The 15,684-nt window shown below is 62.3% G+C and carries 14 protein-coding genes; 5 read left to right on the top strand and 9 right to left on the bottom strand.

The genetic code is table 11. The features are described 5' to 3' along the window. Positions 1-93: 93 nt before the first annotated feature. From B0G83_RS25715 to ada, 4 genes are all read right to left on the bottom strand, one after another. A complete protein-coding gene (locus B0G83_RS25715; protein ID WP_181157070.1) occupies positions 94-582 on the bottom strand; it encodes a hypothetical protein in 489 nt (162 codons plus the stop codon). A gap of 212 nt (positions 583-794) precedes the next feature. Continuing rightward, positions 795-2,411 carry a glutamate--cysteine ligase gene (gshA, locus tag B0G83_RS25720; RefSeq protein WP_105510224.1) on the bottom strand — a complete coding sequence of 539 codons (1,617 nt, stop codon included), beginning with the start codon at positions 2,409-2,411 and terminating at the stop codon, positions 795-797. A gap of 191 nt (positions 2,412-2,602) precedes the next feature. After that, entirely contained in the window at positions 2,603-3,520 is a 918-nt protein-coding gene (locus tag B0G83_RS25725) for a DNA-3-methyladenine glycosylase (RefSeq protein WP_105510199.1), read from the bottom strand. After that, positions 3,517-4,704, bottom strand: coding sequence for a bifunctional DNA-binding transcriptional regulator/O6-methylguanine-DNA methyltransferase Ada (gene ada, locus B0G83_RS25730; protein ID WP_105510200.1), 1,188 nt, complete (start codon positions 4,702-4,704; stop codon positions 3,517-3,519). Before ada ends, B0G83_RS25725 begins: the two co-directional genes overlap by 4 nt. 394 nt (positions 4,705-5,098) lie before the next feature. On the opposite strand from ada, the gene B0G83_RS25735 reads away from it, so the two are divergent. After that, the gene (locus tag B0G83_RS25735) at positions 5,099-5,524 is read left to right on the top strand and encodes a VOC family protein (protein WP_105510201.1); all 426 of its coding nucleotides are present in this window, start codon (positions 5,099-5,101) and stop codon (positions 5,522-5,524) included. Between the two features lie 16 nt (positions 5,525-5,540). On the opposite strand, the gene B0G83_RS25740 is transcribed toward B0G83_RS25735, so the two are convergent. Together B0G83_RS25740 and B0G83_RS25745 are read right to left on the bottom strand one after the other, a co-directional pair. Then, on the bottom strand, positions 5,541-6,095 hold the full coding sequence (locus tag B0G83_RS25740; protein ID WP_105510202.1) for a YaeQ family protein: 555 nt from the start codon (positions 6,093-6,095) through the stop codon (positions 5,541-5,543). Between the two features lie 142 nt (positions 6,096-6,237). Beyond that, a complete protein-coding gene (locus tag B0G83_RS25745; protein ID WP_105510203.1) occupies positions 6,238-7,215 on the bottom strand; it encodes a LysR family transcriptional regulator in 978 nt (325 codons plus the stop codon). Positions 7,216-7,461: 246 nt separating this feature from the next. Here B0G83_RS25745 and B0G83_RS25750 point away from each other — a divergent pair, with 246 nt between their 5' ends. The 4 genes from B0G83_RS25750 (at position 7,462) to B0G83_RS25765 (ending at position 12,973) form a co-directional block, all read left to right on the top strand. Then, positions 7,462-8,466 (top strand): arabinose ABC transporter substrate-binding protein, encoded by a 1,005-nt coding sequence (locus tag B0G83_RS25750; protein WP_105510204.1) that lies wholly within the window; start codon positions 7,462-7,464, stop codon positions 8,464-8,466. Positions 8,467-8,562: 96 nt separating this feature from the next. Beyond that, positions 8,563-10,131: an L-arabinose ABC transporter ATP-binding protein AraG gene (araG, locus tag B0G83_RS25755; RefSeq protein WP_105510205.1), complete on the top strand. Its 1,569-nt coding sequence runs from the start codon at positions 8,563-8,565 to the stop codon at positions 10,129-10,131. A gap of 64 nt (positions 10,132-10,195) precedes the next feature. Continuing rightward, positions 10,196-11,200, top strand: a complete 1,005-nt coding sequence (araH, locus tag B0G83_RS25760) for an L-arabinose ABC transporter permease AraH (protein WP_105510206.1) — start codon at positions 10,196-10,198, stop codon at positions 11,198-11,200. 39 nt (positions 11,201-11,239) lie between these two features. Further along, positions 11,240-12,973 carry an IlvD/Edd family dehydratase gene (locus B0G83_RS25765; protein WP_105510207.1) on the top strand — a complete coding sequence of 578 codons (1,734 nt, stop codon included), beginning with the start codon at positions 11,240-11,242 and terminating at the stop codon, positions 12,971-12,973. Between the two features lie 301 nt (positions 12,974-13,274). Here the strand turns inward: B0G83_RS25765 and sap1 are convergent, their stop codons facing one another. The 3 genes from sap1 to B0G83_RS25790 form a co-directional block, all read right to left on the bottom strand. Further along, positions 13,275-13,613, bottom strand: coding sequence for a surface attachment protein Sap1 (gene sap1 / locus B0G83_RS25770; protein WP_035554244.1), 339 nt, complete (start codon positions 13,611-13,613; stop codon positions 13,275-13,277). A 445-nt stretch (positions 13,614-14,058) separates the two neighbouring features. Then, positions 14,059-14,601, bottom strand: coding sequence for a spermidine N1-acetyltransferase (gene speG, locus B0G83_RS25775; protein WP_105510208.1), 543 nt, complete (start codon positions 14,599-14,601; stop codon positions 14,059-14,061). An 819-nt stretch (positions 14,602-15,420) separates the two neighbouring features. Beyond that, positions 15,421-15,684: integrase core domain-containing protein (locus tag B0G83_RS25790; protein ID WP_146120291.1), on the bottom strand; the 264-nt coding region annotated here is incomplete at its 5' end.

Genomic DNA, 15,684 nt, shown 5'->3' on the forward strand with positions numbered 1-15,684 from the left:
CGACGAAGCGAATTCTCCTTACGCTTACCGTCGCGCGTCTTCGGTTTCGGCGTCAGCCTTAGCCTCGGCCTCGATCTCGGCCAACGCCCTGCTTCACTGCGTCAGCGCTTCACCATTCGTCGGCGGGACCGACTGACCCTGCGAAACATCCGGATGTGCCGCCGGTTTCGCATCCTCCCCACTCTGCGGCGCACCGCTCGCGTCACCGCGCACATATTCCTTGAAATCGGCGCCCGCTTCCCATGGATTCGGCTTGCAACCCATCGCACCGTCGCAATGCGCGGCGAAGCCGATCGTCGCCGTGCCGTCGGGGTTCGCGGTGCGCGTGATCTGATACGCCAGCGCGCGTTTGCCGCCGTCGGGGCCGGCGGTTTGAATCAGGGTGTCGGTGGCGGATTCGATTTTGTACTTCGAGTGACCCGACACCCACGTTTGCGCGCGTTGCCACCAGACATCGCACTGCGCTTTGCTCGTGCAGGTCAACGGCGTTGTCGCGATCTGCATCACGTCCGGGTTGACCTGCCCTTGTGTCGAACACCCCGCCGCTGCCGCACACAACGCAGCCAACAGACTTTTTTTCATCACGTTGATTCCTCCCTCGCTGGAGTGCGTCATGCAAGTTTGGACCGTGCGGTCGATGCGGTGTTTCATCTGCGTCAGAGAATCGTCAGAGCGTGCGGAGAATTTGCCGATATCGCGTGGCATCCAATCGTTTTTGACGTAGACGTTACCTGCGCGCAAAGAAAAAGCGGCCAGTGGGCCGCTTTTCGTCGTACGGGTTGAGCACCCGTTACCTACACGCTGAAGCGGTTCAACGTGTAGGCCCGATAAGCCGCGACGAATGCATCGAACGAACCGACCTCTTCCTGTTCGAGCTTGGTTTGCTCCGCGAGCGATTGTGCGGCGAGGTCGGTGAAACCCTTCGTTTCCTCGGCATCCAGCGGACGCGAACGGAAATGCGCGGCATGCGCCTCGCTCTGCTCGAGGCCGAACGCGAGGAAGCTCTGCTGCTTGTCGCGCATGGTTTGCAGCACGCGTGCCGACGGTGTCAGCGACGCATCCGCGAGCTTCGCGCGTTGCGCCGCGACCGAGCGGGCATGGGCGTCGCCGCCGTGCAAAGCGTCGAGCGTTGCCGCGGCCGCGTCGATCTTGAGCATCAACTCATTGGCCCAGTCGAGCATGGCGACCGGCTGACCTTCGCGGGTCAGTTCGAGGCCGGGCTTGCGGCCTTCCATCGTCACGCGGCCGAAGTTCTGGTTCGCTTCCGCGTACGCGTCCGGCGGCAGCAACGCGCTGTCGTCGAGCGCGCAAACCAGCAGGTAAGCGTCGAGAAAGCGCGACGTCTCCAGCGAAATACCGGTCGGCTCGAACGGGTCGATGTCCATGCAGCGCACTTCGACGTATTGCACGCCGCGTGCGGCCAGCGCATGCAGCGGACGTTCGCCCGGATAGGTGACGCGCTTCGGACGGATCGTCGAGTAAAACTCGTTCTCGATCTGCAGCACGTTGGTGTTGATCTGCACCCACTCGCCGTCGCGTTGCGTGCCGATCGCCTCGTACGCGGGGTACGGCTGGCTCACGGCTTTCGCGAGCGCGTCGAGATAGCCCGGCAGCGTGTCGTAGTCGGCATGCAACTCGGCCTGCGCCGTGGTGTTCGAGTAGCCGAGGTCGCTCATGCGCAGGCTGGTCGCGTACGGACGGTACAGCGTGTCGGCGTCGAAGTTGTCGAGCGTGTGCTGACGATCGCGCAGGAAGCGCCGATCCAGCGCCGGCGACGCGCCGAACAGATACATCAGCAGCCAGTTGGTGCGGCGGAAATTGCGGATCAGCGCGAGGTAGCGTTCGGACTGATAGTCGACGGCGCTCGCGGTGGATTGCTGATCGGCATGCAGCACACGCCACACTTCTTCGTTCAGCGAATAGTTGTAGTGGATGCCCGCAATACACTGCATCGTGCGGCCATAACGCAGCGCGAGACCAATGCGGTACACGTACTTCAATTTCCCGATGTTCGAGTTGCCGTAACGCGCGATCGGAATACCTTCGTCGGTGTCGGGCAGCAGGCCCGGCATCGAGTTGTTCCACAGCATCTCGCCGTCGAGTTCCGCGTAGACGAAACGATGCAGCGTATCGAGCTTCTCCAGCGTCAGCGCGACGTCGTGCTCAGCCGGCGTAATCAGTTCGATCAGCGCTTCGGAATAGTCGGTGGTAAGCGATGGATGCGTGAGCGCCGAACCCAGCGCGCGCGGATGCGGCGTCAAGGCGAGCTGGCCCCCGTGCGTGACGCGCAGGCTTTCCTTTTCGATGCCGCGCAAGCCGCGCAACAGCGCGTCGCGCTGCGGGCCTGAGGTCAGCACGGACAGGCGGTGCGAGAACGCGTCGGTCGTGCGGGAAGATGTGGTGTTTGGCATTGAGGCGAGTCGGGCGTTGTCGGCCGCCATGTGCCGCTGCGCTGCTCGCTGGCAGCACGGCGCGGTCGACAACGTTCGGCGGAATTTTCAGTAGCGGGCACTTTAACATCTCGCCAGAACGGCTGCTTGAGGCCGCTTCGGCGGGCGTTTTCAGCGCCTGGACTCGCCCACTTCCCGCCCCGCTCGCGCTGTTAGCCGCCGCGTGCCGCGCCCGCCCGATCCGCAATCTCGTTCCACAGATGCATGGCCGCATACGCGCGCCAAGGCCGCCACGCGTCGGTTCGTTCGCGCTGTTGCGCGGGCCGCGCGAGCGACGGATCGCGCGCCATGATTGCCTGCATCAGCACGAGGTCCGACGCGGGCCACGCATCGGCGTCCCGCCATACGCGCATCGCGACGTATTCAACCGTCCACGGTCCGATGCCGGGTCTCGCGAGCAATGCGGCGCGCAGCGTGGTGGTGTCGACGGTCGTGCTGTCGAGCGGTACTTCACCGGTGGCGACCGCGTGCGCGAAGCCCTGCAACGCGGCTACGCGTTTACCCGGCATGCCGATCAGCGCAAGGTCCACCGCAGCCAGCGCGGCGGGCGTCGGAAAACGCCACGCGGTGTTCTCATGCGGATGCCCTTCGATTCGCTCGCCGGCACGTTGCACCAGCCGACCGATGATCGTGGTCGCCGCTTTTACACTGACTTGCTGGCCGACGATTGCGCGCACCACCAGTTCGAAACCCGACCACGCGCCGGGAACGCGCAAACCGGGCACGGCGTCGACCAACGGCGCGAGCCACGGGTCCGCGGCCAGGTTGGCGGCGATCTTTTTCGGCTCGGCGTGCAGATCGAACATCTTTGCAATCGGCGCGGCGAGTGCTTCTGCGTGACGGCTTGCCGGCCCGTCGATGCTCGCCATCAGACAGCGTTTGCGCGGATGCAGTCGCACGCTGAGCGTGCCGCTGTCGCCGGCCCAATCGATCGCGCGGCGATACGCGCCATCTTCGACGGCTTCGACGCCTGGCGTCGCGCGTCCACCGAAGAAACGCAGCAGACGCGGCCAGTCGAAGGGAGGTTTGAACGGGAGTTCGAGAGTTGCTACGTCTTCAAGCGTGCTCACGCGACGTGATCCAGTTTGGTATGTGTGGGTTTGACGCCGGCACCCGAGCTTGCGCCGTCGGCAGCGGCTTGCTGGCGCAGGCGTGCACTGGACGAAGCGTCGCCCGCATGCTGCGCTTCATTATCGAGCAAAGCCGCCTTGCGCGGCAGACCCCAGCGATAACCGGCCAACGCTCCGCCCTTCTGCACCACCCGATGACAGGGAATCGCCAGCGCGACCGGATTCGTCGCGCACGCGCTCGCCACCGCGCGCACGGCACGCGGCGAGCCGACCGCTTCGGCGATGTCCGAATAGCTGCGCGTCTCGCCGTACGGGATGCGTCGCAGCGCATCCCAAACGCGCTGCCGGAACGCCGTGGCGGCGACATCCAGCGGTAGATCGAAGTCCTGACGGCTGCCGCGCAAATACGCGTCGATCTGCGCGATGAACGGCGCGAGCCTGTCGGCGTCTTCCAGCAGATCGGCGTTGGCGAATTCGCCGCGCAGATCGTCGGCGAGCGTGGCTTCGTCGTCGCCGAAGCCGATCTTGCAGATGCCTTTGTCCGTCGCGGCGACCAGCACGAAACCGAGTGACGTCGACGCGCACGCGTAACGCACGGTGAGCCCCGCGCCCTTGCGGCGAAACGCGGACGGCGCCATGCCCAACTCGGCCGACGCGCTGTCATACATGCGCGACGGCGAGCCGAAGCCGGCGTCGAGCGTGGCGCGCGTGACGTCGGAGCCGCTTTGCAGCGCGTTGCGCAAAGCCGCGCCGCGTTGCGCTGCCTGATACTGACGCGGCGACACGCCCACCACCCGCTTGAACAGGCGCTGGAGGTGAAACGGGCTGACGTGCACGGCGACGCTCAATTGCGAGAGCGTCAGACGCTGCTGTGGGTCGGCATCCAGCGCCGCGCAGGCACGATTGACGATCGCCAGTTCGCGCGGCAGGCCGCCGGGCTGACAGCGTTTGCAATCGCGAAAGCCGGCGTCGCGCGCGGCCTCGGCCTCGGTGAAAAACACCACGTTCTCGCGACGCGGCTGGCGCGACGCGCACGACGGGCGGCAGAACACGCCGGTGGTCCTGACGGCGTAAAAGAACGCGCCGTCGGCCTGCGGCTCGCGGTGCGTGACGGCGTCCCAGCGGTCATCGTCGGAAGTCCAGCTCGTGGGGCCGGCAGCGTGCTCGATAGGATTGCGGGTCATGATGGTTCCGAATGGGCGGTGTCGATGGTCACCAATGTAGGCCGCCTGCCCAAACACTACGCCTCGGTTCTTGCTCTGTCATCGCGCTTCCCCGTCAGCGGAAACGCCCGCCGGACGGCCGTTTTGCCGAAAACTGCGACAATTTGGCCCAATATCGGGTTTTCCCTTAAAAAGTTATTGCGTCGCACCAACCCTATGTGTATATTAGTCCTTGTCTCCTCCATGTCTCCTCCTGATATGGATTCAGCCCGCTCCACATAGAGCGGGCTTTTTTTTGTCCACAGTTTCCCGATCCGGCCCTTCAGGCGGGTTTCACGCCCTCCGCTCGCGCCTACGCCCTTTCTTCTACACTGGCAATTCCTCCGTTCAGCGAACCAGCCAAGGGGCGTTCGACATGAAAATCCACATTCGCGAGATCGACCATGTCGTCATCCGCGCGACGAATGCCGAGGTAATGGCGCGCTTTTACTGCGACGTGCTCGGTTGCAGCCTCGAAAAGGAACAGCGGGATCTGGGTTTGACGCAGTTGCGCGCCGGGCATTCGCTGATCGACCTGTTGCAGGTCGGCGCGCGGCTCGATCACGCCGAAAACGGCGTGCCGGGCACGGGGAGGAATATGGATCACCTGTGTCTGCGCATCGACCCGTTCGACGCCGACGCGCTCAAGGCGCACCTCACGGGGCACGGCGTACGGCTGGGCGAACTGGGACTGCGTTACGGCGCGGACGGCTTCGGGCCGTCGCTGTATCTGTTCGACCCGGAAGGCAATATGGTCGAACTCAAAGGGCCGCCCGAAGCGACGCGTATGACGTCGCTCTGAACTTCAGACGCCGGCGTTATGCGTTGGCGGGTTCTTTCAACACCGTCCAGTCGATTTTCACCGCATCGGCGTCGGCGCTGCCGAGCCAGGCTTCGCCGTCCTGCACCGTGCATTGCAGCCGCATGGTGCGGGCGGCGAGCGAGCCGAGGGCGGTGGCGATGTCTTCGCCGAGCGACCACACCGTGACGTTGCGCAGGCGTTCCACCTTGTTACGCACGCCCTGCCACCAGATATCCGACGTGCGGCCGCCGTAGGCGATCACGATCACCTCGTTCGAGCGGCCGCTCGCCTTGGCAATGCGCCGTTCATCCGGCTGGCCGACTTCGATCCAGGTGTCGATCGCGCCGGTCAGGTCCTTCTGCCACAGGTCGGGTTCATCCACATCCGACAAACCTTTGCAGAATTCCAGGCGTTCCTGCGCGAACAGCGCGAACGCGGCGACGCGAACCATCATGCGGTCGTCGGTTTCCGAGGGATGGCGAGCGATCGTGAGTGAATGGTCGGCGTAGTAGTGCCGGTCCATGTTGGCGATCTGCAGTTCCGCCTTGTAAATCGTCGATTTAAGAGCCATGCCGTTGCTAAACCAGGCGCTCGCTCCACCGGAGCGAACAGAAAAAGAATCGTCGACGGCGCGTTGCCGTTTTCCGTGTTTGTTGTACATCGCATGGTCCTCCCGCGCCGTGAGCCGGCTTCTGATACCACGGGAGAAGCATTTATCGCGCCACGCCTGGCTCGAAAGCCGTGCCGTAGACCTCGCCGGCCGCGTCCCGTAAGGCGTCGAGCACGACGCAGGCTGCCGGAGAAAGGAGATGCGACTGGCGCGTGATGATACCGAATGTATCCATTCTGTACGGTAAATCGATCGGTATACGCTTCAGGACACCGTACTGTTGGTACTGACGCGCCACTTCTTCCGGTAAAACCGCCAACATGTCGCTTTGCAACAGTAAGCTCGAAATCGCCAGAAAATTGTTCGTATTCACGACGTTTTGCGGCGGATTCAGTCCAATGTGCGAAAACATCAGATCAAAGCGATGTCGCAACACGCTCCCCGGCGGATGCAAAACCCAGCTTGCGTTGACGATTCCCCGTAGTGTCAAACCTGTCTCATTTTCGAGAGGATGGCCGGGGCGTGCGACCACGCATAGCGGTTCGTCGGCGAGCGGCTCGTAGCTGACCTCGGTCTTGAACTGGTTCTGCCGCTCCAGAACACGGCCGATCATGATGTCCAGCTCTCCTTCCGCGAGTCGCGGCAGCATGACGTCGGAGGTTTCCACTTCGGCCCAGATCTGCAGTTGCGGGTAGCGCTCCTTCACGCGGGAGATCGCGCGCGGCACCATCGTCGCGGCGGCGGCCGCGATCACGCCGATACGCACCTGCCCCGCCAGGCCGGCGCGCAACGCGGAAATCTCGTCGTGCGCGTGGCTCAGATTCGACAGCACCATGCGCGCGTGGCGAATCATCACCTCGCCGTACAGCGTGGCGCGCATGCCGTGCGGCGTGCGGTCGAACAGGCTGACCTCCAGCATGTCCTCCAATTCCTTCAACAGACGCGACGCCGCCGGCTGGGTCATGCCGAGCATGTCGGCGGCTCGGCGGACGTTGCCCTCCTCTTCCATGGCCGCGAGCAGCTGTAATTGCCGCGTCTTCAGGCGTGCGCGTACGAACCAGTTCGAGTAGTTACGCGTCATGGCATGTCTCCCAGATTCCCGGACTTCCGGATGATTTGTATCGAACGGCCAAACGCCGTCCGCCGGCTCGTCAGGGCCGATCCAGGCTTCATGATGCCATACCGGAATTGGTATAGGGTTGGCCTAAAAAGGGATTGGAAAGTTATTGGGGCCGCTCATACCATTCGTGGACTTTCTGAGCCGTTCCGCTTCGCCTCGCTGCCCAAAAATCAAATCAACGCAGCATTACAACTTCAGGAGACAACCATGACCCGCAAGCTTCGTCGTTTGACGCTATCCGCGATAGCCGCTGCCGCGCTCGCCGCACCCTTCGCCGCCCAGTTTTCCGCGCACGCGGATCAGCCGCTCAAGGTCGGCTTTCTCGTGAAGATGCCGGAACAGGCGTGGTTCATCAACGAGCAGAAAGCGGCCACCGCGCTCGGTCAGAAGGACGGTTTCTCAGTGGTCAATATCGGCACGCCCGACGGCGAAAAAGTGCTGGCCGCGATCGACAACCTCGGCGCGCAAGGCGCGAGCGGCTTCGTGATCTGCGCGCCCGACGTGCGCCTCGGCCCGGCGATTCAGGCGCGCGCGAAGCGCTACAACATGAAGTTCGTCACCGTCGACGATCAACTGGTCGACTCCACCGGCAAGCCGCTGCCGAATGTGCCGCATCTGGGCATGTCCGCGTTCAAGATCGGCAATCAGGTCGGCCAGGCGATCAGCGACGAAATGAAACGCCGCGGCTGGAAACCCGAAGAAGTCGGCGCACTGCGCATCACGAACTACGAATTGCCGACCGCCAAGCTGCGCACCGACGGCGCGACGCAGTCGCTGCTGGCCGGCGGCTTCAAGAAAGACAACATCTTCGACGCCCCGCAGAAAACGACCGACGACGAAGGCGGTTTTAACGCGTCGTCGCCAGTGCTGGCGCAACATCCGAACATCAAAAAGTGGGTGATCTTCGCGCTCAACGAGGAAAGCGTGCTGGGCGGCGTGCGCGCGACCGAGCAACTGCATATTCCGGCGGCGGACGTGATCGGCGTCGGCATCAACGGCGCGGGCGAAGCCTTCGCCGAATTCCAGAAGAAAGAGCCGACGGGCTTCTACGGCACGATCGCCGTGAGCTCGACAATGCACGGTAAGGAAAGCACGGAGAACCTCGTCGAGTGGATCAAGGACGGCAAGCAGCCGCCCGCCGATACGCAAACCACCGGCAAGCTGATGGTGCGCGGCAACTGGCAGGACGTGCGCAAGGAACTCGGCATTTAAGCGGGTTTCGCGTTCGCACGCGGTGGGCCGTTTCGCGCCAGGACGCGAGCGCGGCCCGCCCAGCTTGTTTATCAGTTCGAGGTTTCGAGGTTTTCGATGACGGCTTCACCCAGTGAGTCTCACCTCGGCGAGACAGCGCTGCCGACGCAAGCGCCCTCGCCCGCAACGGCATTGGCCTCCTCGCGTCCTTATCTGCGACTCGACGGTATTACCGTGCGCTTTCCCGGCGTGCTCGCGCTCGATCAGGTTTCGCTCGAAGTGCGACGCGGCGAGGTGCACGGTTTGATGGGCGAAAACGGCGCCGGCAAATCGACGCTGCTCAAGGTGCTGTCCGGTGTGAATCAACCGGCTGCGGGTACGTTGTCGCTCGACGGCGTCGAGCAGCAATTCACGACGACGAAAGCGGCCATTGCGGCGGGCGTGGCCATCATCTACCAGGAACTGCATCTGGTGCCCGAGCTGACCGTCGCGGAAAACCTGATGCTCGGCGCACTGCCCAATCGTTTCGGCGTGCTCGACGAAAAGGCGCTGGTGGCGCGGGCGGTACGCGAACTCGAACGGCTCGGCGAGAAAATCGATCCGTCGCAACAGGTGAAGAATCTGTCGATCGGCCAGCGGCAAATGATCGAGATCGGCAAGGCGCTGATGCGCGACGCGCGCGTGATCGCGTTCGACGAACCGACCAGTTCGCTGTCGTCGCGCGAAACCACGCAACTGTTCCGGATCATTCGCGCATTGAAGGCCGAAGGCCGGGCGATTATCTACGTCACGCATCGCATGGACGAAGTTTACGAGCTTTGTGATCGCGTGACGGTGTTCCGCGACGGCCGTCGCATCGAGACGTTCGACGCCGGCGAAGGACTCGATCGCGATCGCCTGATCAGTTGCATGGTGGGCCGCTCGATTGCCGACGTGTACGGTTACCGCTCGCGCGAACTCGGCGACGTGCAGCTCGATGTCAAAGGCGTGATGGGACGCGGCCTGCGTGAACCGGCTTCGTTCGCCGCGCGTCGCGGTGAAATCGTCGGCTTCTTCGGCCTCGTCGGCGCGGGGCGTTCCGAGTTGATGAAGCTGATCTACGGCGCGGTCAAACCCACCGCGGGCGACATCACGCTCAAGGGAAAACCGGTGCGCTTCGGCACACCACGCGACGCCGTGCGCGCCGGTGTCGCGCTATGTCCGGAAGACCGCAAGCAGGAAGGCATCGTCTCGATCGCGTCGGTGTCGGACAACCTCAACATCAGTTGCCGTCGTCACTTCAGCCGCTTCAACGTGCTCAACCGTCGCAAGGAAGCGCAGACCGCGAAAACCTTCATCGGCAAGCTCGCGATCAAGACGCGTAATGGCGACACGCCGATCGGCACGCTGTCCGGCGGCAATCAGCAGAAGGTGATTCTGTCGCGCTGGCTCGCGGAAGAGATCGACGTGTTTCTGATGGACGAACCCACGCGCGGTATCGACGTCGGCGCGCGCAGCGAAATCTACGGCTTGCTGTATGGCCTCGCCGAAGCGGGCCGCACGGTGATCGTCGTGTCGAGCGATCTCGCCGAAGTGATCGGCGTGGCCGATCGCGTGATCGTGATGAAGGAAGGCCGCATTGTCGGCGATCTGCCGAAGGCGCAGGCCACGCCCGACGCGTTAATCAAGCTCGCGCTGCCACGCTGACGGCAAGCGGCTGTCGCGACGAAACAAAGCAAGCGCATCACGCCATTGAAACGGAACACACATTATGCAGACACCTTCAACCGACACCTCGACCTCCCCCGTCGCTTCCGCGGGTCTTAGCGCGCGTGCCGCGCGCACCTGGGATCTGATCAACAAGTCCGGCATCGTGATGGTGTTCGTGATTCTGTTCGCGGTGCTGTCATTTACGGTGCCGGATTTTCTGAGTTCGCGAAACATCCAGGGGCTGCTGCTCTCCGTCACGCTGATCGGCTCGATCTCCGTGACGATGATGTTCGTGCTTGCGCTTGGCGAAGTAGATCTGTCGGTGGCGTCGATCGTTGCATTCGCGGGCGTGGTGGCGTCCACGCTGATTACCGCGACGCACAGCGTGACGCTCGGCATTGCGGCCGGCGTGCTGGCGGGTGGCGCGGTCGGGCTGGTGAACGGTGTGCTGGTCGCGCGTTTCAAGATCAACTCGTTAATCGTCACCCTTGCCATGATGGAGGTGGTGCGCGGCCTTGCCTACATCACGTCGAACGGCGACGCGGTGATGATTTCCGAAGAGCGTTTCTTCGATCTGGGCGGCGGCGCATTCCTTGGTATTTCGTACCCGATCTGGAGCAACATCGTCGGCTTCGTGCTGTTCGGATTCCTGCTGAAGAAAACCGTGTTCGGCAAGAACGTGCTGGCGGTCGGCGGCAATAGCGAGGCGGCGTCGCTGGCGGGCTTGCCGGTCACGCGGATCAAGATCACAGTGTTCGTATTGCAAGGCCTCGTCACCGGTTTTGCGGGCGTGATGCTGGCGTCGCGCATGAGTCTGGGTGACCCGAAAACTTCGGTCGGGCTCGAACTGGGCGTGATTTCCGCGTGTGTGCTCGGCGGCGTGTCGCTAACGGGCGGCGTCGCGACGATTTCCGGTGTGCTGGTCGGCGTGCTGATCATGGGCTCGGTGCAGGACGCCATGAGCCTGATGAACGTGCCGACCTTTTATCAGTACCTGATTCGCGGCGGGATTCTGCTGCTCGCGGTGCTGTTCGATCAGTTCCGCCGCAGCAAGCGCGTGCAGTGACGCACGCCCTGCTCCCCCTCTTTGCCAACAGGAGATTTCATGGCTGATTCGAACCAGACTAAAAAGCCGCTACGCAGCCAGGCGTGGTTCGGCCTCAAGGACCGCGACGGTTTTCTGCATCGCTCGTGGATGAAGAACCAGGGCATTCCGCACGACGAGTTCGACGGGCGTCCGGTGATCGGTATCTGCAATACGTGGTCGGAGCTGACGCCATGCAACGCGCACTTTCGCGAGCTCGCGGAGTACGTGAAAAAAGGCGTACACGAAGCGGGCGGCCTGCCGCTCGAGTTTCCGGTGATGTCGCTCGGCGAGACCAATTTGCGGCCCACCGCGATGCTGTTTCGCAACCTCGCGTCGATGGACGTCGAGGAGTCGATTCGCGGCAATCCGATGGATGGCGTGATCCTGCTGGTCGGCTGCGATAAGACCACGCCCGCGCTGTTGATGGGCGCCGCGTCGTGCAATCTGCCGGCGCTGGCGGTGTCGGGTGGGCCGATGCTCAACGGTCGGTTTCGCGGCAAACATATCGGCTCGGGCACGGGCGTCTGGCAGATGTCGGAGGAAGTACGCGCCGGCTCGATGACGCAGGAAGAATTCACCGAAGCCGAGTCGTGCATGAACCGCTCGCGCGGCCATTGCATGACGATGGGCACGGCGTCGACGATGGCCTCGATGGTCGAATCGCTCGGCATGGGCTTGCCGCACAACGCGGCGATTCCCGCCGTCGACGCGCGCCGTCAGGTGCTCGCGCATCTGGCGGGCCGACGTATCGTCGACATGGTTCGGGAGGACCTGACCATGGACAAGATCCTCACGCGCCAGGCGTTCGAAAACGCGATTCGCACGAACGCGGCGATCGGCGGATCGACCAATGCGGTCGTGCATCTGATCGCGCTGGCCAAACGCATTGGCGTGACGTTGTCGCTGGAGGATTGGGAGCTGGGTTCGAACGTGCCGTGTCTGGTGAATCTGCAGCCCTCGGGTGAATATCTGATGGAGGATTTTTACTACGCGGGCGGCTTGCCGGCGGTGTTGAAGCAGATGGGCGAGCAAGGCTTGCTGCATCGCGAGGCGCTGACCGTGAACGGTAAAACGATCTGGGACAACGTGCGCAACGCGCCGAATCACGACGAAAAAGTCATCACCACGTTCGCCGAGCCGTTCAAGCCGAAGGCCGGTATCGCCGTGCTCAAGGGCAACCTCGCGCCGAATGGCGCGGTGATCAAGCCGTCCGCGGCGACTGCGGCGTTGCTCAAGCATCGCGGCCGCGCAGTGGTGTTCGAGAACATCGAGGAACTGCACGCGAAGATCGACGACGAGTCGCTCGATATCGACGAGCATTGCATCATGGTGCTCAAGGGTGCGGGCCCGAAGGGCTATCCGGGCTTCGCGGAAGTCGGCAACATGCCGCTGCCGAAAAAGGTGCTGCAGAAAGGCATCACGGACATGGTGCGGATTTCCGACGGTCGCATGAGCGGCACGGCCTACGGCGCGGTGGTGCTGCACGTGTCGCCGGAAGCGGCCGCGGGCGGTCCGCTCGCGTTCGTGCAAACCGGCGACATGATCGAGCTGGACGTCGAAGCGCGCCGTCTGCACCTCGACGTTTCCGACGACGAACTCGCCCGCCGACGCGCCGCGTGGCAGCCGCCGGAGCTACCCAAACGCGGCTACTACAAGCTCTATGTCGAACATGTGCTGCAAGCGGATCAGGGCGCGGATCTGGACTTCCTCGTCGGTTCGAGCGGCGCGCCGGTGCCGCGCGATTCGCATTGATCGACGTGACGTGCTGCCTGGCGAATTGATGGATTGAACCTGCGCTTTGCGAGAAGGCGTACTGCCGATGCCGGCCGATAGGCCGCATCGGTTTTTTTTCGTGCGCGTCCGCTTCGGCTTCGAATTAGCAGCCCGTAAAGGTCCTGCGCAAAAAATAAATCGGCCAGGCACATAATGCCCGGCCGATTTATGACTCGCAGGTCCACCGCCTCCGGCTTTTATCAGTCAGAGAATCTGATTTTATACACAGCAACTCATTCCGGCGCGAGGCCGGAATGACGGCGTTCAGCTTATTTTCAGTTTATTGTTTGATAAAGCGATCGTTTGCCCAGAGGCCTTCCGTATCGCTATTGCCGGAATTCACGAATTCCACGTCGTGGCCGACTACGCGCACCACGCGGAAGCTCGAATTTTCCGGTGTCGAAACGCATTGATATCCGGAGAAGAATTCCTGCATCTTCTGCTGTTCGCCAGCCTGGGCATGCACGTCGGCGGCGTCGAGTTTATCTTTCGACAAACAGCCGTACGCATTGGCTTTGAACTGGATGGTTTGCTGCGGCTTGATCATGACGTCTTGCGCCTGAACAGTCGCGGCAGCCAAACCCGCTATGGCGAAAACAAGGGCGATTCGCGTTTTCATATTTTCCTCCGGTGCGGGTCGGGAATACTCAGGTTAGCTATGTATTTAACTTTAACGTCCCACCCGCAACTTGCACTTTAGGAGAATGGCGAAGAACGACAAGCACATTTTGTGTGCGGTCGCAACAGTGGCGAATTGTCGCACCATGCGTTGTGGCTGCTTAAACATTGAGCAACCGCTTAAATGGTCGGAATGGCGATGGATAACTGACCGACCGGAAGAGCACGCCGCTTTAACCAGTAAAGCTTTGCGGTGCGTATTGGCGTAAACGAGCACCATCAATTAAGCGATTTACTACATTTAATGGGCGCGCTTGGTGCATTGCACACAAAGTCATTCAGCCGATCAAAGGAGAATCGCGAAATAACGGTGTACGTGCAGAAGATAAACGATGCCAGGCTGGGTCGCTGGCACGCGTGAGCGAGGTCCGGCGCTCCTCAAAAGCTTACTTTTCGCGCTGCTTCGACGCGAAAAACTCCGCCTGGAACAGGCACATGCGCAACGCGTTGTGATAGCTGCCGTTGCCGAAAAACTCCTCGATCAACTCGGCCTCGTGGCGAAAACCGCACTTCTCGTAGACGTGGATCGCCGCGGTATTCGACTTGTCGACGATCAGATAGACCTTGCGCAGATTCAGCACCGAAAACGCATAGTCGATCGCCAATTGAGTCGCGACGGTCGCATACCCGCGACCCTGTGCGTGCGGCGCGATGATGATCTGAAACTCGCCGCGTCGGTGGATATAGTCCAGTTCGATCAGTTCGACGACGCCGACGGTTTGCCCTTCGTTGTCGATCGCGACGAAGCGGCGCTCACGCAGATCGTGCACGTGCTGGTCGTAAAGTTGCGTCAGTTCGGAGAAGGTTTCATACGGCTCCTCGAACCAGTAACGCATGATTTTCGCGTTGTTGTTCACTTCGTGAACGAAGCGCAGATCGGTGCGCTCGAGCGGGCGCAAGGTGAGGTCGTTGCTGCGTTCGGTGGTCATGAGATTCCCCTTGAGAATTATTGGTCTAGGCGCGCGAGGCCGGTGACGGCGCTTCAAGCGCGCTCCAGTTAGTCATGGCGTGCAGCCGGGAGTTCGGGCAGCGTGCCGGTCCGGTGCGACAAGCGCGGCGGCGAACCGTGTCGGGGTAAGGGTTTGGCACGGGCGGGGCGTCGCGTTGTCGCAGGCGGGGCACCGCCGGTTTATGCGTGGCGCGACACCGTTCGGGCACATGGGGTGCTCTACAATGAAATCATGCTCCTGCGATCGGAGGCCACCGTGATCGAGCACTTGATTCTGGGCGTTTTTCTGGTGATTCCACTGCTTATCGTCGCGTTTCTTTTCTCCGACGAATTGTGGCAAGAACACCGGCATCTACACGATATGCGGCCCGCGCACGTTAAACCGCGGCGCATCGACTGGCGGCATCCGTTGCGCCGCTCGCGGCGTCGGCTTTAACTCGCCGTTGTTGACGGAGCGCGGATCCTTCCAGGTGCTGCACAGCACGAATCGACGGTGCCGTTTTAGAATGACGGCCCGTTGAACAGGAGGTGTTGTGCGCAAACTGATGTCTTTGATGCTGCTGGCGGCCACCGCTGCGGCCTTCGTGCCGGCGGCTGCCGAGGCGCATTCCCATTCCCGGGTGGTGTGCAAACGCGTGTGGGTACATGGCCGACTCGTGAAGCGCTGCCGCCGCGTGCCGCCGCCGCATCATTACCATCGTCATCGTCGGCCGCCGCCGCATCATGGCCCGGCGCCGTATCATCGTTGATGAATCACGAACCCGCCGCGCGCGGGTTTTTTTACGCATGACCCGTCCTGCTATAGGTTGACAGGTTTTGCCGGGGTATCCGGCTGGTAAAGATACCCCCTTAACGACGCCCGATGAACTTCATCGGGCGTTTTGTATTTGAGCGAGTGATGTGGCCGTTCGCTGTTGTAGATCTGCACCGACTGTCTGACCATGCGCACAGCCTGGGCCAGATTGGCAGGACGATGCAGCAACAGTTCCGTTTTCAGAATGCCGTTGATGCGCTCGGCCAGTGCGTTCTGGTAGCAGTCATAGCCGTCGGTCATTGAGCAGGT

Origin of the sequence: Paraburkholderia sp. BL21I4N1, from assembly GCF_002973525.1 — a bacterium.
GTDB lineage: Bacteria > Pseudomonadota > Gammaproteobacteria > Burkholderiales > Burkholderiaceae > Paraburkholderia.